Annotated in this window: 19 protein-coding genes; 18 read left to right on the forward strand and 1 reads right to left on the reverse strand. The window is 42.9% G+C overall.

All coding sequences use genetic code 11. The features are described 5' to 3' along the window. The first annotated feature begins 14 nt into the window (after positions 1-14). The 9 genes from A8805_RS00155 (at position 15) to A8805_RS00195 (ending at position 9,189) form a co-directional block, all read left to right on the forward strand. Positions 15-1,022 carry a carbohydrate kinase family protein gene (locus tag A8805_RS00155; RefSeq protein ID WP_109708212.1) on the forward strand — a complete coding sequence of 336 codons (1,008 nt, stop codon included), beginning with the start codon at positions 15-17 and terminating at the stop codon, positions 1,020-1,022. Next, positions 1,019-1,756: a deoxyribose-phosphate aldolase gene (gene deoC / locus A8805_RS00160; protein WP_109708213.1), complete on the forward strand. Its 738-nt coding sequence runs from the start codon at positions 1,019-1,021 to the stop codon at positions 1,754-1,756. Before A8805_RS00155 ends, deoC begins: the two co-directional genes overlap by 4 nt. 330 nt (positions 1,757-2,086) lie before the next feature. Next, entirely contained in the window at positions 2,087-2,752 is a 666-nt protein-coding gene (locus tag A8805_RS00165) for a UDP-N-acetylglucosamine pyrophosphorylase (RefSeq protein ID WP_109708214.1), read from the forward strand. A 325-nt stretch (positions 2,753-3,077) separates the two neighbouring features. Continuing rightward, the gene (gene recA, locus A8805_RS00170; RefSeq protein WP_109708215.1) at positions 3,078-4,205 is read left to right on the forward strand and encodes a recombinase RecA; all 1,128 of its coding nucleotides are present in this window, start codon (positions 3,078-3,080) and stop codon (positions 4,203-4,205) included. A 1-nt stretch (position 4,206) separates the two neighbouring features. Further along, positions 4,207-4,821 (forward strand): regulatory protein RecX, encoded by a 615-nt coding sequence (locus tag A8805_RS00175; RefSeq protein ID WP_109708216.1) that lies wholly within the window; start codon positions 4,207-4,209, stop codon positions 4,819-4,821. Between the two features lie 93 nt (positions 4,822-4,914). Next, positions 4,915-6,459 (forward strand): ribonuclease Y, encoded by a 1,545-nt coding sequence (rny, locus tag A8805_RS00180; protein WP_242992246.1) that lies wholly within the window; start codon positions 4,915-4,917, stop codon positions 6,457-6,459. A gap of 376 nt (positions 6,460-6,835) precedes the next feature. After that, a complete protein-coding gene (locus A8805_RS00185) occupies positions 6,836-8,032 on the forward strand; it encodes a pyridoxal phosphate-dependent aminotransferase (RefSeq protein WP_109708218.1) in 1,197 nt (398 codons plus the stop codon). 20 nt (positions 8,033-8,052) lie between these two features. After that, the gene (locus A8805_RS00190) at positions 8,053-8,598 is read left to right on the forward strand and encodes an NUDIX hydrolase (protein WP_109708219.1); all 546 of its coding nucleotides are present in this window, start codon (positions 8,053-8,055) and stop codon (positions 8,596-8,598) included. A 51-nt stretch (positions 8,599-8,649) separates the two neighbouring features. Next, entirely contained in the window at positions 8,650-9,189 is a 540-nt protein-coding gene (locus tag A8805_RS00195; RefSeq protein WP_109708220.1) for a stage II sporulation protein M, read from the forward strand. Positions 9,190-9,285: 96 nt separating this feature from the next. On the opposite strand, the gene A8805_RS00200 is transcribed toward A8805_RS00195, so the two are convergent. Continuing rightward, positions 9,286-10,608, reverse strand: a complete 1,323-nt coding sequence (locus tag A8805_RS00200; protein ID WP_109708221.1) for a polysaccharide biosynthesis protein — start codon at positions 10,606-10,608, stop codon at positions 9,286-9,288. Positions 10,609-10,818: 210 nt separating this feature from the next. Between A8805_RS00200 and A8805_RS00205 the strand changes: the two genes are divergently transcribed. The 9 genes from A8805_RS00205 (at position 10,819) to A8805_RS00245 (ending at position 19,563) form a co-directional block, all read left to right on the forward strand. After that, positions 10,819-11,277, forward strand: a complete 459-nt coding sequence (locus tag A8805_RS00205; protein WP_109708222.1) for an RrF2 family transcriptional regulator — start codon at positions 10,819-10,821, stop codon at positions 11,275-11,277. A 68-nt stretch (positions 11,278-11,345) separates the two neighbouring features. Further along, entirely contained in the window at positions 11,346-12,530 is a 1,185-nt protein-coding gene (nifS, locus tag A8805_RS00210; RefSeq protein WP_109708223.1) for a cysteine desulfurase NifS, read from the forward strand. A gap of 194 nt (positions 12,531-12,724) precedes the next feature. Further along, positions 12,725-13,162, forward strand: coding sequence for a Fe-S cluster assembly scaffold protein NifU (gene nifU / locus A8805_RS00215; protein ID WP_109708224.1), 438 nt, complete (start codon positions 12,725-12,727; stop codon positions 13,160-13,162). After that, positions 13,162-14,232, forward strand: coding sequence for a tRNA 2-thiouridine(34) synthase MnmA (mnmA, locus tag A8805_RS00220; RefSeq protein WP_109708225.1), 1,071 nt, complete (start codon positions 13,162-13,164; stop codon positions 14,230-14,232). Before nifU ends, mnmA begins: the two co-directional genes overlap by 1 nt. Then, on the forward strand, positions 14,229-15,044 hold the full coding sequence (locus A8805_RS00225) for a histidinol-phosphatase HisJ family protein (RefSeq protein ID WP_109708226.1): 816 nt from the start codon (positions 14,229-14,231) through the stop codon (positions 15,042-15,044). Before mnmA ends, A8805_RS00225 begins: the two co-directional genes overlap by 4 nt. Positions 15,045-15,194: 150 nt before the next feature. Then, the gene (gene gap, locus A8805_RS00230; RefSeq protein WP_109708227.1) at positions 15,195-16,208 is read left to right on the forward strand and encodes a type I glyceraldehyde-3-phosphate dehydrogenase; all 1,014 of its coding nucleotides are present in this window, start codon (positions 15,195-15,197) and stop codon (positions 16,206-16,208) included. 147 nt (positions 16,209-16,355) lie between these two features. Then, positions 16,356-17,549 (forward strand): phosphoglycerate kinase, encoded by a 1,194-nt coding sequence (locus tag A8805_RS00235; RefSeq protein ID WP_109708228.1) that lies wholly within the window; start codon positions 16,356-16,358, stop codon positions 17,547-17,549. Positions 17,550-17,689: 140 nt separating this feature from the next. Beyond that, positions 17,690-18,439: a triose-phosphate isomerase gene (gene tpiA / locus A8805_RS00240; protein ID WP_109708229.1), complete on the forward strand. Its 750-nt coding sequence runs from the start codon at positions 17,690-17,692 to the stop codon at positions 18,437-18,439. A gap of 302 nt (positions 18,440-18,741) precedes the next feature. Beyond that, positions 18,742-19,563 (forward strand): alpha/beta hydrolase, encoded by an 822-nt coding sequence (locus tag A8805_RS00245; RefSeq protein ID WP_109708230.1) that lies wholly within the window; start codon positions 18,742-18,744, stop codon positions 19,561-19,563. Positions 19,564-19,621: the final 58 nt, after the last annotated feature.

A 19,621-nucleotide genomic window follows, 5' to 3' on the forward strand; every position in this document is an offset into this window, starting at 1 on the left:
GATGAGGTGGTAATATGTATGATTTATGTGCAATCGGAGATGCACTGGTAGATTTTATACCTGCACCCCAATATACCCCGGATAAACCTGTCTATCAGTGCGAGGTAGGAGGAACCGTGGCGAATGCCCTGACAGCTGGAAGTAAGCTGGGACTGAGCACACTGTTTGTCGGAAAAATCGGAGATGACTGTATGGGGCAATTGATACGAAATAAAATGATAAGCCATGGGGTTTCTATGGAGGGGTGTGTCGTGGACCCGATACACTTTACAACCCAGACATTTGTATCTCTGGGAGAAAATGGAGAAAGAAGTTTTAGTTTTGCGAGGCGTTTTGGAGCAGATATCTGGCTGGAGGAGAGTGACCTGCCCATGGAGAGAATACTTCAGTCATCCATGGTTGGATTTTCCGGCATGTGTATGACAGACGAACCCATCCGCTCAGCAACCTGGAAATTACTTCGGGCGGTGAGAGCAAAGGAGATTCCCATAGTTCTGGATGTTAATTACCGGTATAACCTGTGGAAAAACGAAGAAGAGGCTATATCGGCCATGCGTGAGACGTTATCCTATGCAGCACTTTACAAATCATCGGAGGAAGAAGCTTATTTGTTGGCAGGTGTAGAAGATTTGCAGGAAGCGGCCGAGAAAATAGCAGATTACGGCTGCCGGATTGTCATTATAACGTTGGGCGGACAGGGATCATATTATTATGTAAACGGTGAATCGGGACATATTCCATCATACAAAGTGGAGGCTATAGACACCACAGGCGCTGGAGACAGTTTTTTTGCCGGATTATTGTACCAGATAAAACAGCGTGGAGGTATAGAAAACATTTCCGCTGGTGATTATCCTGAAATATTGAAATTTGCCAATGCTGCGGGTGCTTTGGCGGCTACAAAAAGAGGTGGCGTAAATGGAGCCCCCTTTTTAAATGAAATAGAAGAGTTTATAAAGCAATATAGTCAAACTCATTCTGTTAATAACTTTAAGGTCCAATATAAGGAGGAAATGAAATGAAACCTATTAAAAAAGCAAGTGAAATGAGTGTTAAGGAGTTGGCAGTATATATTGATTACTCAGTATTAAAGCCTGAATTTACGGAAGAGGAAATTGTTGACCTGACAAAGGACGGTGTAAAGCTTGGATGTGCTACAATCTGTATAAATCCCGGCTATATGGAACTATGTGAGCCTTATGTAAAAGACACTGGCACAATGCTGTGTCCGGTAACAGATTTTCCATTTGGAACAAGTTCAACAGAGTCTCGTGTTCAGCAAATAGAAAATGTAGCAAAATACGATACTGTAAAGGAGGTTGATATCGTAGCGAATTTTGGATGGATTCGGGCAGGAATGTACGATAAAGTTACCGCAGATTTAAAAGCATGTGCTGAAGCCGCACATAAGTATGGAAGAGAAATTAAGGTTATCTTCGAAACAGATGCCCTCAATGAAGAACAGGTAAGAAAAACATGTCAGTGCTGTATAGAAGCCGGAGCAGACTTTGTAAAAACCAGTACTGGATTCTTAACCGGATATGAGTCAAATGGTGCAACCCCTGAAATCATCAAAATAATGATGGAAGAGGTGGGAGACAAATGTAAGGTAAAAGGCAGCGGATGTATCCGTACGAGAGAACATTTTTTACAGCTGATTGATATGGGAATTGACAGAATGGGTGTTGGATATAAATCAGTTCCTGTTGTATTAGGGTTGAACGATGCCGATAAGAAGAATACGGATACATATTAATTAATAAGATACTTGATAGGTGGGGTACACGAGCGTGTACTCCATTTATATATAGTAAAAACTTTGATAAACACAAATGGAGAGTCTAAATGTGAAAGCATTGTGGGCATGTTGAGATACCGGGGAATGAGGAAGCCTATAGTGAAATTAAATTGCACTTTGGTCAATATGGAAATCAAATAAATAGTTATATTTAGAATAGATTTAAGTCTTTTACATTTTTAGTAATTGAATTTTTATCATTATTTTTTGTTTTATTATTGCGTGATGTACTATATGATATGTTATAATAAAAAAGATTTGGCGGGTTAAAACTAGGAGGAAAAAAGCATGAAAGAAATTACTGTAAAAGAGCTTTATACATTGGAAGAAACAATTGCAAGAGACATTTTTGAGGGGGTGGACTATCCATGGGAGGTTCTGCCTAAAATCGGCGGGTTTATTTTAGAACTGGGTGCCTCGCTGTCCCCGGAAGAATATGAAAAACGCGGTGAAAATATATGGATTGCCAGGACGGCGAAGGTGGCTCCAACTGCATCTGTCACCGGCCCTGTTATCATTGGAAAAGACGCAGAAGTGAGGCACTGTGCTTTTATCAGGGGGAATGCAATTATAGGGGAAGGGGCAGTAGTAGGAAATTCTACGGAGCTGAAAAATGTAATCCTTTTTAATAAGGTACAGGTGCCCCATTATAATTATGTAGGAGATTCCATTCTTGGATACAAGGCTCATATGGGGGCGGGCTCCATCACTTCTAATGTGAAATCTGATAAAAAGCTGGTAGTAGTGAAAACACCGGAGGGGAATATTGAAACAGGCATAAAAAAATTTGGCGCCATGCTGGGGGATGAGGTCGAGGTAGGCTGCGGAAGTGTCCTGAATCCAGGAACTATTGTGGGAAGCTGCAGTAATATCTATCCATTGTCATCTGTGAGAGGACATGTTCCGGCGGAAAGTATTTACAAGAAACAGGGAGAAGTTGTAGAAAAGCAGTAAAAACCTGCAGGCAGATATCAGAAGAACAGGTAATTCTGAAAAGTGGAGAAATGAAGAGCAGATTGCATTTTCTCAGTACTTATGTACCTAAGGCTTGGTTTTTTCAAGCCTTAGTTGCAAAGAAGTTATTGCTACCGCAACCCACCGCAGGCGCAAGAGTTTGCTTGGCAAACCCTTTGTTCTAGTCATGACATTCGTCAAAAAAATTCCAAGTTTATAGTTGAAGTAAATTTAATAAAATATGGTTGACATTCTATAGTAAGTATAATAGTATAGTAATAGGAAACGAACAATTGTTCGAAACTCAAAAGGAGAATATTGTATTATGGCAAACGTAAATGAAGATAAGAAAAAAGCGCTGGATGCAGCGATTGCAAAGTTAGAGAAAGATTTTGGAAAAGGAACGGTTATGAAACTGGGAGAACCTGGAGCACATGTAGCTGTAGAGACGGTGCCCACCGGGTGCCTGAGTCTGGATTTGGCACTGGGACTTGGAGGGATTCCCAGGGGTCGTGTGGTAGAGGTCTATGGTCCGGAATCCAGCGGTAAGACCACGATTGCTTTACATATGGTTGCTGAGGTACAAAAGCGCGGCGGAATCGCAGGCTTTATTGATGCGGAACATGCACTGGATCCGGTTTATGCAAAGAATATCGGGGTTGATATTGATGAACTTTATATTTCCCAGCCGGACAGCGGTGACCAGGCACTGGAAATTGCAGAGACTATGGTGCGTTCTAATGCCATTGATATTATTGTTATTGATTCCGTGGCGGCTCTGGTGCCGAGACAGGAGATTGAGGGAGACATGGGAGACAGCCATGTGGGACTCCAGGCGAGGCTGATGTCCCAGGCACTGAGAAAGCTGACACCCGTTATCAGTAAGTCGAACTGTATTGTGATTTTCATTAACCAGCTTCGTGAGAAGGTGGGGGTTATGTTCGGCAGCCCCGAGACCACAACAGGCGGACGGGCCCTGAAGTTTTACGCTTCTGTGAGAATGGATGTGAGAAAAATAGAGACGCTCAAGCAAAGTGGTGAGATGGTTGGTAACCGTACACGTATCAAAGTTGTTAAGAATAAGATTGCCCCTCCGTTTAAGGAGGCTGAATTTGATATTATGTTTGGAAAGGGAATCTCCAAAGAAGGAGATATTCTGGATTTGGCAGTAGGCATCGATGCAGTGAAGAAGAGTGGCGCATGGTATGCTTATGAAGGTGAGAAGGTCGGACAGGGAAGAGAGAATGCAAAAGCATATCTGATGGAACATCCTGAGCTTGTGGAGGAACTGGACCGCAAAGTACGTGCCCATTATAACCTGAATGGTGAAACAGAGGCATCTGGTGCAGGGGAAGATTTAAAGCTGACAAAGAAAGTAAAGGAGTCTAAGAAAGCGAAAGCACAGGAGGAAACAGGAGAGTCAGTTTCAGAGGACGTAAAAGAGGAAGTTTAATATGACAGTTACGAAATTAGAGACTGTGACGAAGACAAAATATAAAGTGTTTCTGGACGGTCAGTTCGCCTTTGTTTTATACAAGGGCGAACTGGCCCGATATCATATAAAGGAAGGGGCACTTCTGGAAGAAGCGGTCCGGCAGAAGATATGGGATGAAGTTATTGTGAAACGTGCCAGGTTAAGGGCCATGCATCTTTTGGAAGATATGGACCGCACGGAGTCAGGACTCAGGGAGAAACTAAGACAGGGGCTTTACCCGGAGGAAGCGATAGAGGCAGCAGTCCAATATGTAAAGTCCTTTCATTATATTGATGATTTTCGGTATGCAAAGCAGTTTATAGAGAGCAGAAAATCACTGAAAAGCAGGAAAGAAATTTATGCTCTGCTGCGGGGGAAAGGTGTGGCGGCAGATAAGATTGACCTTGCTTTTGAGGAATGTTATGAATCAGAAGGGGAGAAAGATGCCATACGGCAGATAATCCGAAAAAAGAGAATTAATCTTTCCCAGGCAGACAGCGCGGAAATACAGAGATTATATGGCTATTTATCACGAAAAGGATTCCGATACGAAGACATCCGTCAAGTGACACAAAATTATGATGAGAATGCTTGACATAGTTGTGAAAACAGTATAAAATTTAACTGTTGTATTTTTAAGCAAAAATGTACAATGAAAATTGAATAAGGAGGTGCTCCTGTGCCAACAATGATAAGTATTGTTATTGCTGTAGCCCTCGCGTTGATAGTTGGTATTATTACTCGCTTTGCAACAATTTCCAAGTTAAAGAATAACGCAGAATCTAAAATTGGAAATGCGGAAGCAAGGGCAAGGGAAATAATTGATGATGCCGTGAAAACTGCTGAAACGACGAAAAAGGAAGCTCTTTTAGAGGTGAAGGAAGAGTCTATCAGGACGAAGAATGAGCTGGAAAAAGAGACAAAGGAAAGAAGAGCCGAATTGCAGCGCTATGAAAAAAGAGTGCTTGCAAAGGAAGAGGCCGTCGACAAACGTTCCGAAACAATTGAACAGCGGGAAACGAAGTTTACAGCAAGGGAAGAGCAACTAAAACAGCGTGAAGCGAAAGTAGAAGATCTTAGTCAGAAAAGAGTACAGGAACTAGAAAGAATCTCAGGACTTACCTCCGAACAAGCAAAAGAATATCTGTTGAAAACTGTTGAAGAAGATGTAAAACATGACACAGCCAAAATGGTAAGAGAGCTGGAATGCCGGGCAAAGGAAGATGCGGACAAGAAGGGTAAAGAATACGTTGTCAATGCAATCCAAAGATGTGCGGCCGACCATGTGGCTGAAACTACAATTTCCGTAGTGCAGCTCCCAAATGATGAGATGAAGGGAAGAATCATAGGCCGGGAGGGGCGTAATATCAGAACCCTCGAGACATTAACCGGTGTTGAACTGATTATTGATGATACGCCGGAGGCGGTTGTATTATCAGGATTTGACCCAATCAGAAGGGAAGTTGCAAGAATTGCCCTTGAAAGATTGATTGTGGATGGACGTATCCATCCTGCCAGAATTGAGGAGATGGTTGAAAAGGCACAAAAAGAAGTGGACACAATGATAAGGGAAGAAGGAGAGGCAGCCGCGTTAGACGTCGGCGTACCGGGAATTCATCCGGAACTGATTCGTCTGCTTGGACGTATGAAGTTCAGAACCAGTTATGGTCAAAATGCGCTGAAGCATTCTGTTGAAGTAGCCCAATTATCAGGACTCCTGGCCGGTGAAATCGGTTTGGATGTGAGAATGGCAAAGCGTGCAGGCCTTCTGCATGACATTGGAAAATCTATTGACCACGACGTAGAAGGGTCACACATTCAGATTGGCGCAGACCTTTGCCGAAAATACAAAGAGTCTCCGACAGTAATTAATGCAGTTGAGGCACATCACGGAGATGTAGAGCCTCAGACCTTGGTTGCATGTTTAGTTCAGGCAGCCGATACCATTTCTGCAGCAAGACCAGGTGCAAGACGGGAAACAATTGAAACATACACAAACAGATTAAAACAATTAGAGGAAATATCAAACCAGTTTAAAGGTGTTGATAAATCTTTTGCTATTCAAGCGGGTAGAGAGATTCGAGTTATGGTAGTTCCGGACCAAGTATCTGATGATGACATGGTACTTATGGCCAGGGATATTGCGAAACAAATTGAATTTGAGTTGGAATATCCGGGTCAGATTAAGGTAAATGTAATCCGTGAGTCACGTGTTACAGATTATGCAAAATAATCCATATCAGATAGGAAATGAAAGTACAACCCTTGTCTTAGGACAAGGGTTTTTCTGTATAATAAGAACCGCAGCCGTTAAGGTGGACGTCCTTCGGAATTATTAGTTATATAAAAGAGAAAATGAAGGATGCAAGTCAAAGAGTTGCAAAACGGGAGCGAGTAAAACATAAAACAAGGAGTGTTTAGAGAGAATAAGAATAATTTTTAAAATAAACTTGCAAAAAATAACTCCATATATTATAATATAGCTCTGTGACAGAGTGGATATTGAGTATCTGCGATGATGGACAGAGTGCAAGAAAAACGTTATCATTTAAAAGTATAGTTATTGAATATTTTATGTTCAATAAGGTATGGAATTGGAGGATGGAAAAATGCCACTTACATTATCAAAAAAAGCAGCGGGTGTGAAACCTTCATCAACATTAGCGATTACAGCTAAGGCGAAGGCAATGAAGGCAGAGGGAATTGATGTAGTTGGATTTGGTGCAGGAGAACCGGATTTTAATACTCCGGATAACATCAATGAGGCTGCAATTAAAGCGATCAAAGAAGGGTTTACCAAATATACCCCGGCATCAGGAACTGAGGAACTGAAAAAAGCGGTTTGTGAAAAGTTTGAGAGTTTCAATGGTTTACATTATGAGGCGAACCAGATTGTTATCAGCAATGGCGGAAAGCACTCCCTGACGAATATTTTCGAGGCAATCCTGAACCCAGGAGATGAGGTCATCATTCCGGCACCTTATTGGCTGACATATCCTGAAATTGTAAAATTATCAGACGGTGTGCCTGTATATGTATATGGAGATAAAAGTAACGGCTATAAGGTGACTGCAGAGCAGATACGCGAGGTGGTGACTGAGAACACGAAAGCATTGATTCTGAACACACCAAGTAATCCCACCGGTATGGTTTATTCTGAGGAAGAACTGCGTGCAATTGCTGAAATCGCTGTAGAGAAAGATTTCTATGTCGTAGCAGATGAAATGTATGAATATCTGATTTATGGAGAGAAAAAGCATGTAAGCATCGCGGCACTTGGTGACGAGATATATAAAAGAACGATAACCTGCAGCGGCGTATCTAAGAGCTATTCCATGACAGGCTGGAGAATCGGTTATACAGGTTCCAGTGTGGAAATTGCGAAGATGATGGGCAGCGTGCAGAGCCACCAGACATCCAATCCCAACTCCATTGCCCAAAAAGCGGCACTGGAAGCTATAAGAGGGGATCAGTCTACGCTTACTGTCATGAAGGAAGAGTTTGATAAGAGAAGAAAATATATGTATGAGAGAATTTCTGGCATGCCTCTTCTGGAGCTGCTGGAACCAGAAGGAGCGTTCTATGTATTTATTGATCTTGCAAATGTGCTGAAGAAATCATACAAAGGGCAGGAAATAGGTACAGCAGCAAGGGCGGCGGATATTCTTTTGGAAGATTATCAGGTAGCAGTTGTTCCGTGTGCAGACTTTGGGTTTGACAATTTTATCCGTTTGTCTTATGCTATTTCTTTAGAGGCAATTGAAAAAGGCCTTGACAGAATCGAGAAATTTGTTTCCTCTCTGTAGGGGATGAAAAGGAGCATGGTATGAGCGGGCAGATTAAAAGATTGAAACGAGAACTGAAGTTTGAAGGAAAAATTATCAGTTTTTATCAGGACACAATGGAGATTGACGGTGACCGTACTGTAATATGGGATTTTATTAAACATAAGGGTGCGGCGGCAGTTGTACCGGTTACAGACGATGGCAGGATACTGATGGTAAAGCAGTACCGTAATGCTCTGGACCGCTATACACTGGAGGTTCCGGCAGGCGCGCTGGATACAGAGGCTGAGCCAGGAATTGTCTGCGCAAGGCGGGAGCTTGAAGAAGAAACCGGATACCGGAGTGATGATTTGGAATGGCTGATTACACTGCGAACAACAGTGGCATTCTGTAATGAGAGAATTGAAGTTTTCGTTGCAAGGGATCTGATTCCGTCGAAGCAGCATTTGGATGAGGACGAATTTATTGATTTGAAGGCTTATACAATAGAAGAATTAAAGAAAAAGATATTCTCCGGCGAAATAGAGGATGGGAAGACAATATCCGCTTTGCTTGCGTATGATACGAAGTACGGAAAAGGAGAATAAATGAGAACGCCCGGCATATAATGAAATATCTTAACAATAGGAGGAGAGCCTGTGAAGATACTTCATACAAGAAAGCAGCTTTTTGTTTTCTTCATGCCGGGTTTTTTATTGGGCATTTTATATGTGAATCTAATTATGAAAAAATATGCCGCGGAACCAGGAATATTCAGCGACTATTTTTTGAAACAATATCAGACGGCAGAAATTGTTGCCCAGGAATATGTCTGGTATTTGGTAAAAATCCGGGTAACGCCTTTTTTGCTTCTGCTGGGCCTGGCATTTACAAAAGTGAGAAAAACATCATCCGTAGTCTTCCTTGTGTGGACGGGCTTTTCAAGCGGAATGCTTTTGTCCATGGCGGTTCTCAGTATGGGAATCAAAGGAAGCATTCTCTGTATAATCGGTATCTTTCCACAATTTCTTCTCTATATACCTGCATATATGGTTGTTATCTGGTATAGTTATACATATCCTAAGAACAAGTGGAATACCCAAAAAAGTATATTTGTCGCGCTGATGATGGCCGCAGGCCTGATGTTGGAGGCATATATAAATCCGGTTTTAATGCACGCATTTCTGTCTACCCTCTAAAACGGTAAGAAAGACAAAAGTTTGTCAGCTTCTGTCTTTCTTGGCGTGAGAGTCTGGCTTTTGTCAGACTCTTTATTCATTTGGGAGTAAATTTCTCTATTCTCTTTTTAAGTTTACCCACAACACTCCTCCAGCGCAGATGCTGACCGCCAGCTGGCTTATAAGCAATCCCCAAAGGTATCCCTGAATTCCAAACAACGGTATGGCGATAAATACACTGGTAATCCGTATTACCAGCCCGAAGGAGTTAATTAAAAATGTGGAGGTCGTCTTTCCCAGACCGTTGATTACACTCAGCAGTGCGGAATTAGTATACAAAAATGGGCATATCCAGGCCAAGGTAATAATGAATTTGCCGGCTATAGAGCTTCCAAACAAAACAGTTCCCATCCAGTTTCCGGAAATAAGGAAAATAAGGCAGCATCCAAGGCCTAGTATAAAGCAGGAGCCAGCCACTTTCTTTATAATATTTATCATCTCATTACGGTTGCTTGTGGTCTGGATTTCAGCCACTGTCGGCATCAGCATAATGGAAATGGAACTGGTAATGGCAGAGGGAAACAGAATGCAGGGCAAGGCCATACCAGTCAGCACCCCATAAATACTAAGTGCCTGAGAGGTGGTATGATTGTACAGTAGAAGCCGTGCAGGAATGGAGATGGCTTCTATGCTCTGCAGAAGGTTAATTAATACCCGGTTGGCTGTGAGGGGGAGGGAAAGTGGGACAAGCTCCCTGAACCGGGACAGGATACTGGCATATGTAACATTCAGGCGGGCAAAAGGGTGTGTCTTGCTAGTCAGGGATTTTGCGGAGTACAGTGCGGATGCCATTTCTCCAATGACCAGACCCAGTACAGCAATTGTTATAGGAACTTCGCTCCCCTTTTTCGTGAGAATTACATAAAATGCATAAACAGAAAGAATCCTGGCAACCTGCTCAATTAATTGAGAAAGGGCCGGAATTTCGGTTTGCTTCATACCATAGCAGTATCCGGAGATACAAGTATGGATTGCAGCGAAAGGAAGTGCGTAGGATAGTGGAATAAGCAGTGGCTCGCAGCGGGAATCTCCTAAAAATTTTTCGGCAATGTAAGCAGCATTTCCCTGAAGAATAAGTGCACAGGCACAGGAAAGTAAAAAAGATAGGAGAAGCCCCAGAAGAAGTATTTCCCGGGCTTCTTTCCTTTTTCCCAGAGAAACTTTCTGGGCGACGGTTCTTGAGATGGCAGTTTCCAGTCCTGCCGCTGTAAGGGCGAAACACAGTGAGTAGACCGGGAAAATGAGCTGGTACAGACCGACGCCTTCTTCACCGAATGTATGACTTAAAAAAACACGGTAGAAAAACCCCATGAACCGGCATAGAAAACCGGTGGCAGTAAGAATAAAAGTCCCTCGGATAATGGTTTGTTTTCTGGACACGCGTATTGTATCTCCTAAAAAACATATTTTTACAACATATTCGAGTTTCCGGGTTGACAGAACTGGAAACGAGTGGTATTCTACAAATGAATAAAATCCTAGTAAAAAGATAGGGATTGAAATGATAGGGATTAAATTTTCCGGAAGAGGAATAATAACCGGAGAAATAAGCAGAAAACAAATCATAGTTAAAAACAGGAAGGTGATAATTTGAAGTTGTCAACAAAAGGAAGGTATGGATTGCGGGCACTGATTGATTTAGCTCAATATAGTGAGAATGAACCTGTCTCCATTACCAGTATTGCTGGCAGACAGGGAATTTCGGAACGTTATTTAGAGCAATTGATGGCTATGCTGAAAAAAGATGGGCTTGTGAAAAGCATCCGGGGAGCCGGCGGAGGATATATACTGGCAAAGGACCTGGAAGAGATATCCGTAGGTGATGTACTGAGGGCATTGGAAGGCAGCCTGGAGCCTGTGGAGTGTTCGGGCCTGAATCCTGAGGAGGGATGCAAGTCGGCTGATAGTTGTGTTACAAAACACGTGTGGCAGCGCATCAATGATAGTATTAATCAGACAGTAGATGAAATGAAATTGGACCAGCTGGTAGAAGAGCAGAAAAGGATGAAATGCCAGGAGATACCAGGACAGGTTGGTTGTAAGAATTAGATAGAAGCAGTCCGTGATAAGTCAAAAGGTACAGGCCGCGGAAAGCTTACGTAAGGAGGATGAAAAGAATGGATAAATTGATTTACTTAGATAATGCTGCTACAACGAAAACAGCACCGGAGGTTGTGGAAGCAATGCTCCCTTATTTTACAGAGAATTACGGAAATCCGTCCAGTGTATACAGTTTTGCAGCAGCGAATAAGGACGTGATATCCAGACAGCGGGACATAATCGCAGAAGCACTTGGGGCAAAAGGAAATGAAATTTATTTTACGGCCGGAGGCTCAGAAGCAGACAACTGGGCGTTAAAAGCAACGGCAGAGGCTTACGGCAGTAAAGGAAAACATATCATTACAACGAAGATAGAACATCATGCCATCCTCCACACCTGTGAATACCTGGAGAAAGATGGATATGAAGTAACCTATCTGAATGTGGATGAGAACGGCATTGTGAAGCTGGATGAATTAAGAGATGCTATCCGCCCGGACACCATTCTTATTTCAATTATGTATGCGAACAATGAAATTGGTTCTATACAGCCAATTCAGGAAATCGGGGAGATTGCACATGAGCATGGTATTCTTTTCCACACAGATGCAGTTCAGGCATTTTGCCAGGTTCCTATTGATGTGAACGTCTGTCATATTGATATGCTCAGCGCCAGTGCCCATAAGCTAAATGGGCCGAAAGGAATTGGCTTTCTTTATATAAGAACCGGTGTCAAAATACGTTCTTTTGTACACGGAGGTGCCCAGGAGCGTAAACGCCGTGCAGGTACGGAGAATGTAACAGGCATTGTAGGGTTTGGAAAAGCGGTAGAAAGAGCTGTTTCTTCTTTAGAAGAGCGCACTGCCAGGGAAAAGGAGCTTAGGGATTATTTCATCAGCCGGATTGAGGCTGAGATTCCGTACAGCAGGCTGAATGGAGACCGGGTAAACCGGCTTCCCAATAATGTGAATTTCAGTTTCAGGTTCGTGGAGGGAGAATCCCTTCTGATTATGCTGGATATGAAAGGTATTTGCGCATCCAGCGGCTCAGCATGTACTTCAGGTTCATTAGACCCGTCTCATGTACTGCTGGCAATCGGGCTGCCCCACGAGATTGCACATGGCTCACTGCGTATAACGTTAAGTGAGGAGACCACAAAAGAAGATTTGGACTATGTAGTAGAGTCATTAAAGGGAATTGTAGAAAATTTACGAGGCATGTCTCCTTTATATGAAGACTTTGTTAAAAAACAAGACAAATAATAAGAAACATCCGTATCACTAAGGAAACAACCATGCTGCTAAGTTCGAAAAAACCTCACTAAGCCAGCAGGTTGTGCTTTACTACTAAGTTCGAAAAAACCTTACTAAGTAGTATAAGCAAGTCGACAGGATGTACTTTGTAACTAGGACATGAAAAGACCAAGTCCAAGTAACATAAGTAGGAGGGAAAATATATGTATACAGAGAAGGTAATGGATCATTTTCAGAATCCGAGAAATGTGGGAGAAATAGAGGACGCCAGCGGCGTTGGAACTGTAGGAAATGCGAAATGCGGCGATATCATGAGGATTTATCTGGATATTGATGAAAACCAGGTTATTCAGGATGTGAAGTTTAAAACATTCGGCTGCGGAGCAGCGGTGGCTACAAGCAGCATGGCAACAGAACTGGTAAAAGGAAAGAATATCCAGGAAGCAATGCAGATTACAAATAAAGCAGTTATGGAAGCATTGGATGGACTTCCCCCAGTGAAGGTACACTGTTCTCTGCTGGCAGAGGAAGCAATTCATGCAGCTCTTTGGGATTATGCAGAGAAACATGGAATTAAGATTGAAGGATTGGAAAAACCAAAGTCAGATATTCACGAAGAAGAAGAGGCAGAGGAGTATTAATGAGTAAGGTAGTAGTCGGAATGTCCGGGGGTGTAGACTCTTCGGTAGCTGCATACCTTCTGAAAGAACAAGGCCATGATGTGACCGGAGTGACCATGCAGATATGGCAGGACGAGGATCAGGCTGTTCAGGAGGAAAATGGAGGCTGCTGCGGTTTAAGTGCAGTGGATGACGCGAGAAGAGTGGCTGCGGACCTGGGGATTCCGTATTATGTTATGAATTTTAAACCGGAGTTCAAAGAACACGTTATAGATTATTTTATAGAAGAATATTTGCAGGGGAAGACACCGAATCCCTGTATTGCCTGCAACCGGTATGTAAAGTGGGAATCTCTCCTGAACCGGAGCATGTCTATCGGCGCAGAGTATATAGCAACAGGTCATTATGCCAGAATTGTAAAGCTTGAAAATGGCCGTTACACTCTGCGGCAATCTGCAACAATTTCCAAGGACCAGACTTATGCGCTTTATAATCTGACACAGGAGCAGTTAAAACATACACTGATGCCTGTTGGAGAATATTCCAAGGAGGAAGTGCGCCGTATTGCAGAGAAGATTAATCTCAGAATAGCGAACAAGCCGGACAGTCAGGATATTTGTTTTGTACCTGACGGAGATTATGCTGCTTATATAGAAGAAACTGCGGGTGTACCCATACCAGAAGGAAATTTTGTAAATAGCAGTGGGCAGGTGCTGGGACGTCATAAAGGCATCACTCACTATACTGTGGGGCAGAGAAAAGGGCTGGGACTTGCACTGGGTTATCCTGCCTTTGTTCTGGAAATAAGGCCGGACACAAATGAGGTGGTGCTTGGTACTGTGGAGGAATCCATGACCATCACACTCAGAGCCAACCAGCTGAATTTTATGTCGGTAGAGGATTTGACAGAGCCTTTGCGTGTTTGGGCTAAGATACGTTACAACCACAAGGGGACCTGGTGCACGGTAGAAAAGACAGGGGCAGATGAAGTACTCTGTACATTTGAGGAACCTCAGCGGGCGGTAACGCCGGGACAGGCTGTTGTATTTTACGATGGAGAATATGTTCTGGGAGGAGGAACAATATTATGATAAGCAGTGATTTCCACATGCATACGGACTTCTCTTCTGATTGTAATATACCTCCAAGAGATATGATAGAAGGTGCAATTAAAAAAGGTATGCATACGATATGTATTACAGACCATAATGATAAGGATTACCCTTTTTATAAAGAAGGAGTTGTAGAGTTTACTTTCGATGTGGACAAGTATTTCGAAGTTCTTGAGCCGCTTCGGGAGGAATATGCGGACAGAATTGATGTGCGCATCGGGATTGAGATAGGCTTACAGCCTCACCTTGGAAAATACTATGAAGAGCTGGTCCATAAGTATCCTTTTGATTTTGTGATTGGGTCTGTCCATTTGATTTACGGGAAAGACCCATATTATGAGGAAACGTTTGGGGAGCAGACAGATGAAGAGGTTTACCAGAAAACATTTGAGGCAACCCTTGAAAGTTTGGATGGGGTGAAGGATTTTGATGTTTTGGGACATATTGATTATGTGGTGCGCTACGGAAAAAATCAGGCACAGGGGTATAGCTACCAGAAATATGCGGATTGTCTGGACGAGATACTGAAAAAAGTGATTGCTATGGGAAAAGGCATTGAGCTAAACACATCAGGTTTCAAGTATGGACTGGGATTCTGCCATCCTCATCCGGATATCATCAAACGCTACCGTGAACTGGGCGGTGAAGTGATTACCATTGGGGCAGACGGGCATAAACCGGAGCACATTGCCTATGATTTTCAGAATGTAGAAAGGCTCTTAAAGAGCTGTGGTTTTAAATATTATACAGAATTTAAGAGCAGAAAACCGATTTTTAGACAACTTCCATAAAAATATATTTACTACTTGAATTTTTGTTTTCGATTTAGTACAATAAACCATAGTTGATGAATCTTTAACGAACTCTGTTTGTGTAGAGATTTCACAATAAAAGGACTGTATAACAGTTAATAACTTTTCAAACTTTAGGAGGAATTAATCATGGCAGTAAAAGTAGCGATTAATGGATTTGGACGTATTGGACGTCTCGCATTCAGACAGATGTTCGGGGCAGAAGGATATGAAGTAGTTGCAATTAACGACTTGACATCTCCCAAGGTGCTGGCTCATTTGTTAAAGTATGATTCTACACAGGGAACATATGCATTGGCTAGTACAGTTACAGCAGGTGAGGACTCAATCACAGTAGACGGAAAAGAAATTAAAATCTATGCAAAGGCTAACGCTGAAGAACTTCCATGGGGAGAGATTGGAGTAGATGTAGTTCTGGAATGTACAGGCTTCTACACATCAAAAGCAAAAGCAGAAGCTCACATCAAAGCAGGCGCTAAAAAAGTAGTTATCTCTGCTCCGGCCGGAAATGATCTTCCTACCATCGTATATAATGTAAACCACGAAGAACTGACAAAAGATGACCATGTTATCTCAGCAGCTTCCTGTACAACAAACTGCCTGGCGCCAATGGCAAAAGCATTGAACGACCTTGCAGCAATCAAGAGCGGTATCATGTGTACAATTCACGCTTATACAGGCGATCAGATGACACTGGACGGACCGCAGAGAAATGGTGATTTAAGAAGATCACGTGCAGCAGCCGTTAATATCGTACCTAACAGCACAGGTGCAGCAAAAGCAATCGGACTGGTTATTCCTGAACTGAACGGCAAATTAATCGGATCTGCACAGCGTGTTCCTACACCAACAGGATCTACAACAATTCTGACAGCAGTAGTTGATGGCACTGTAACAGTTGATCAGGTTAACGAAGCTATGAAAGCAGCATCTAACGAATCCTTCGGATATAACACAGATGAGATCGTATCCAGCGACATCGTAGGAATGAAATTTGGCTCATTATTTGACGCTACACAGACAATGGTACTTCCATTGGACAACGGAACAACAGAAGTACAGGTTGTATCCTGGTATGACAATGAGAATTCTTACACAAGCCAGATGGTAAGAACAATCAAACATTTTGGAACATTACTGTAAGCTGTCATTGCGGAAAATTTAATCATTAAGTTGATTTCTAGTAACTGTTCATAGTTCTGAACAGATACAATTTCTAAAAATAGACTCAGAAGGGGTCCGGTCTAATATAGGACTGGATCCCTTTTATACTATATAGGAGGCAATAGTATGCTCAACAAAAAATCAGTAGATGATATTAATGTAAATGGTAAAAGAGTCCTGGTAAGATGTGATTTTAATGTACCGTTGATTGACGGCAAGATTACGGACGAGAACCGTCTTGTAGCTGCACTTCCCACAATCAAAAAGCTGGTTGCAGATGGCGGGAAAGTGATTCTCTGCTCTCATTTGGGTAAACCTAAGGGACAGCCTCTTCCGGAATTATCTCTTGCACCGGTAGCGGTCAGATTATCCGACCTGCTTGGACAAGAGGTAAAATTTGCAGCAGACCCAGAAGTAGTGGGAGCCAATGCAAAAGCGGCAGTAGAGGCTATGAAGGATGGGGATATCGTTCTTCTGGAGAATACACGTTATAGAGCAGAAGAGACAAAGAACGGCGAGGCATTCAGTAAAGACCTGGCATCTCTCTGCGACATATTTGTTAATGATGCGTTTGGAACAGCACATAGAGCACATTGTTCTAATGTAGGTGTTACACAGTTTGTTGATACCGCAGTGGTTGGATACTTAATGCAGAAGGAAATTGATTTCCTGGGCAATGCAGTGGAAAATCCGGAAAGACCGTTTGTTGCTATTCTTGGCGGAGCCAAAGTATCCAGTAAACTTTCTGTAATCGAGAATCTTTTGGATAAAGTAGATACTCTCATTATCGGCGGAGGAATGTCCTACACATTCAGTAAGGCTCAGGGCGGCAGCGTTGGAAAATCCCTTCTGGAAGAGGATTACTGCCAGTATGCACTGGATATGGTTAAAAAAGCAGAGGAAAAAGGCGTGAAGCTGCTTCTTCCTGTTGACAATGTGATTGCAGATGACTTCTCCAATGATGCAAACTCAAAAGTTGTAGGCAGCGGAGAAATTCCGGACGACTGGGAAGGACTGGACATTGGACCTGAGACAGCGAAATTATTTGCTGATGCAGTAAAGAGTGCTAAGACCGTAGTATGGAACGGGCCAATGGGATGCTTTGAAATGCCGAAATTTGCAGTTGGTACAGAGGCAGTGGCAAAAGCACTTGCTGATACAGATGCAGTTACAATCATCGGCGGCGGAGATTCTGCAGCAGCCATAAATCAATTGGGATACGGAGATAAAATGACACATATCTCCACAGGCGGCGGCGCATCCCTGGAATTCCTCGAAGGAAAAGAACTTCCGGGAGTAGCGGCAGCAAATGATAAGTAAAAAGCTTGGCGAAGTTTTTTTGAGCCTAGCGTTTACTTAGTCCGCCGACCTTGGTGAGGTAGTTACGAGCCTAGTGAGACGGACATCCCGTAAAAGCTTGGCGAGTCAGATATTATTAAAAGTATAGAAGGAGATATATTATGTCAAGAAAGAAAATCGTTGCAGGAAATTGGAAGATGAACAAGACTCCCAGTGAGGCAGTTGCACTGGTAGAGGAGTTAAAACCATTAGTAGCAAGTGAAGATGTAGATGTTGTATTCTGTGTGCCTGCAATCGACATTATTCCTGTTGTTGAGGCTGTAAAGGGAAGTAATATCCAGGTTGGTGCTGAGAACATGTATTTTGAGGAGAGCGGAGCTTACACAGGTGAGATTTCTCCTGCTATGCTTGTAGACGCAGGTGTAAAATATGTTGTTCTTGGACATTCTGAGAGAAGAGAATACTTTGGCGAGACAAATGAAGATGTAAACAAAAAGGTTTTGAAGGCATTTGAACATAATATTACACCAATTATGTGCTGCGGAGAATCTCTGGAACAGAGAGAGCAGGGCGTGACAATGGACTTTATCCGCCAGCAGGTAAAGGTTGGTTTCCAGAACGTGACCGCAGATCAGGCTAAGACAGCAGTTATTGCATATGAGCCAATCTGGGCAATCGGGACAGGTAAGACAGCTACTACAGAGCAGGCTCAGGAAGTTTGCGCAGAAATCCGTGCATGTATCGCAGAAGTTTATGATGAAGCCACAGCAGAAGCAATCCGCATCCAGTACGGCGGTTCCGTAAATGCTTCTACAGCAGCAGAATTATTTGCACAGGCTGATATCGACGGCGGTCTTGTAGGCGGAGCATCTCTGAAAGCTGAATTTGGGAAAATTGTAAACTATAAATAAGAAACAAATGCAGATATCAGCACAGATTGATAGGGCATAACATATGCCGTGCAATTTGTGAGGAAGGGAATCGTGGGGGGCCGCAGTAACAGCTCGCCACGATTTTTGTTACAGTTCAGCCATGCAAATTTTCAGTATCATGTTAAGGAGAAAGTTTGCTTGCGTATGAGCATGATACTGAAAATTTATTTGGCGCTCTGCCCAAGCGAGATGGAACGAAGTGGAGTTGAGCTTGTGGCTGAACTGTAACAAATTTTCAGTCATATAAATTTTCAGCTTTGTGAAGAAAGAGAGGGCAGAATATGCAGTATGAGATAATACCGGTTCAGGTGAAAGGATCCGCACCTGATACAAAGTTTTATGCTTACATTTTGGATGATATAAAAGGTGCTCCATGTGGATCTGCCCGTCCCATGGTGATTCTATGTCCCGGAGGAGGGTATGGGAAGACCAGTGACAGGGAGGCGGAACCTATTGCAATGAAGCTTTTGGCCATGGGTTATCATGTGGGGATACTGAGGTATTCTGTAGCTCCTGCAAGATTTCCCGCAGCACTTCTGGAACTTGCGGAAGTGATGAAACTGGTTCATGAAAACAGAAAAAAGTGGCAGGTGGATATCAATCAGATATTTGTGCAGGGCTCTTCCGCAGGAGGACATTTGGCAGCAAGCCTGGGAGTATTCTGGAATCAGCCCTTCCTATATGAAAAGGCTGGAGTGGCACCGGAGGTTTTAAAGCCCCGGGGACTAATTTTAAATTATCCGGTGATTACATCAGACAAAGAATATATCAATGAGGAAAGCTTCCGGAATCTTTTGGGGGCCCAGTATGAGTCGGAAAAGGAAAAGGTGTCTGTTGAAAAACTGGTCACACCGGCTATGCCGCCCTGCTTTATCTGGCATACGTTTACAGATGAAGCGGTCCCCGTGGAGAATGTTCTGCTTCTGACCCGGGCTTTAAAAAAGTCAGGAGTATCTGCGGAACTTCATGTCTATTCGGAAGGGGAGCACGGATTGTCCCTTGGTGATGAGACAACGGCGAGAGCAGACGGAAGTAAAATCTGTGAACCAATTCAGTCCTGGATTGATTTGCTTGGAATCTGGCTAAAAGGGATGACTGAATAAATGAGAATTGCAAAAGGCTGGAAAAACATGTACAATGAATACCGGAATGAATAATTCG

The sequence above is a fragment of the Faecalicatena contorta genome, from assembly GCF_003149105.1.
GTDB lineage: Bacteria > Bacillota > Clostridia > Lachnospirales > Lachnospiraceae > Muricomes > Muricomes contortus_C.

What these genes read in the sequence shown, in the direction of transcription:
- mnmA (WP_109708225.1), top strand. Translation starts at nt 13,162, where the DNA reads ATGAGTAAGGTAGTAGTCGGAATGTCCGGGGGTGTAGACTCTTCGGTA.
- tpiA (WP_109708229.1), top strand. Translation starts at nt 17,690, where the DNA reads ATGTCAAGAAAGAAAATCGTTGCAGGAAATTGGAAGATGAACAAGACT.
- A8805_RS00245 (WP_109708230.1), top strand. Translation starts at nt 18,742, where the DNA reads ATGCAGTATGAGATAATACCGGTTCAGGTGAAAGGATCCGCACCTGAT.
- A8805_RS00175 (WP_109708216.1), top strand. Translation starts at nt 4,207, where the DNA reads ATGACAGTTACGAAATTAGAGACTGTGACGAAGACAAAATATAAAGTG.
- A8805_RS00225 (WP_109708226.1), top strand. Translation starts at nt 14,229, where the DNA reads ATGATAAGCAGTGATTTCCACATGCATACGGACTTCTCTTCTGATTGT.
- recA (WP_109708215.1), top strand. Translation starts at nt 3,078, where the DNA reads ATGGCAAACGTAAATGAAGATAAGAAAAAAGCGCTGGATGCAGCGATT.
- A8805_RS00190 (WP_109708219.1), top strand. Translation starts at nt 8,053, where the DNA reads ATGAGCGGGCAGATTAAAAGATTGAAACGAGAACTGAAGTTTGAAGGA.
- gap (WP_109708227.1), top strand. Translation starts at nt 15,195, where the DNA reads ATGGCAGTAAAAGTAGCGATTAATGGATTTGGACGTATTGGACGTCTC.
- nifU (WP_109708224.1), top strand. Translation starts at nt 12,725, where the DNA reads ATGTATACAGAGAAGGTAATGGATCATTTTCAGAATCCGAGAAATGTG.
- rny (WP_242992246.1), top strand. Translation starts at nt 4,915, where the DNA reads ATGATAAGTATTGTTATTGCTGTAGCCCTCGCGTTGATAGTTGGTATT.
- A8805_RS00155 (WP_109708212.1), top strand. Translation starts at nt 15, where the DNA reads ATGTATGATTTATGTGCAATCGGAGATGCACTGGTAGATTTTATACCT.
- nifS (WP_109708223.1), top strand. Translation starts at nt 11,346, where the DNA reads ATGGATAAATTGATTTACTTAGATAATGCTGCTACAACGAAAACAGCA.
- A8805_RS00185 (WP_109708218.1), top strand. Translation starts at nt 6,836, where the DNA reads ATGCCACTTACATTATCAAAAAAAGCAGCGGGTGTGAAACCTTCATCA.
- A8805_RS00165 (WP_109708214.1), top strand. Translation starts at nt 2,087, where the DNA reads ATGAAAGAAATTACTGTAAAAGAGCTTTATACATTGGAAGAAACAATT.
- deoC (WP_109708213.1), top strand. Translation starts at nt 1,019, where the DNA reads ATGAAACCTATTAAAAAAGCAAGTGAAATGAGTGTTAAGGAGTTGGCA.
- A8805_RS00235 (WP_109708228.1), top strand. Translation starts at nt 16,356, where the DNA reads ATGCTCAACAAAAAATCAGTAGATGATATTAATGTAAATGGTAAAAGA.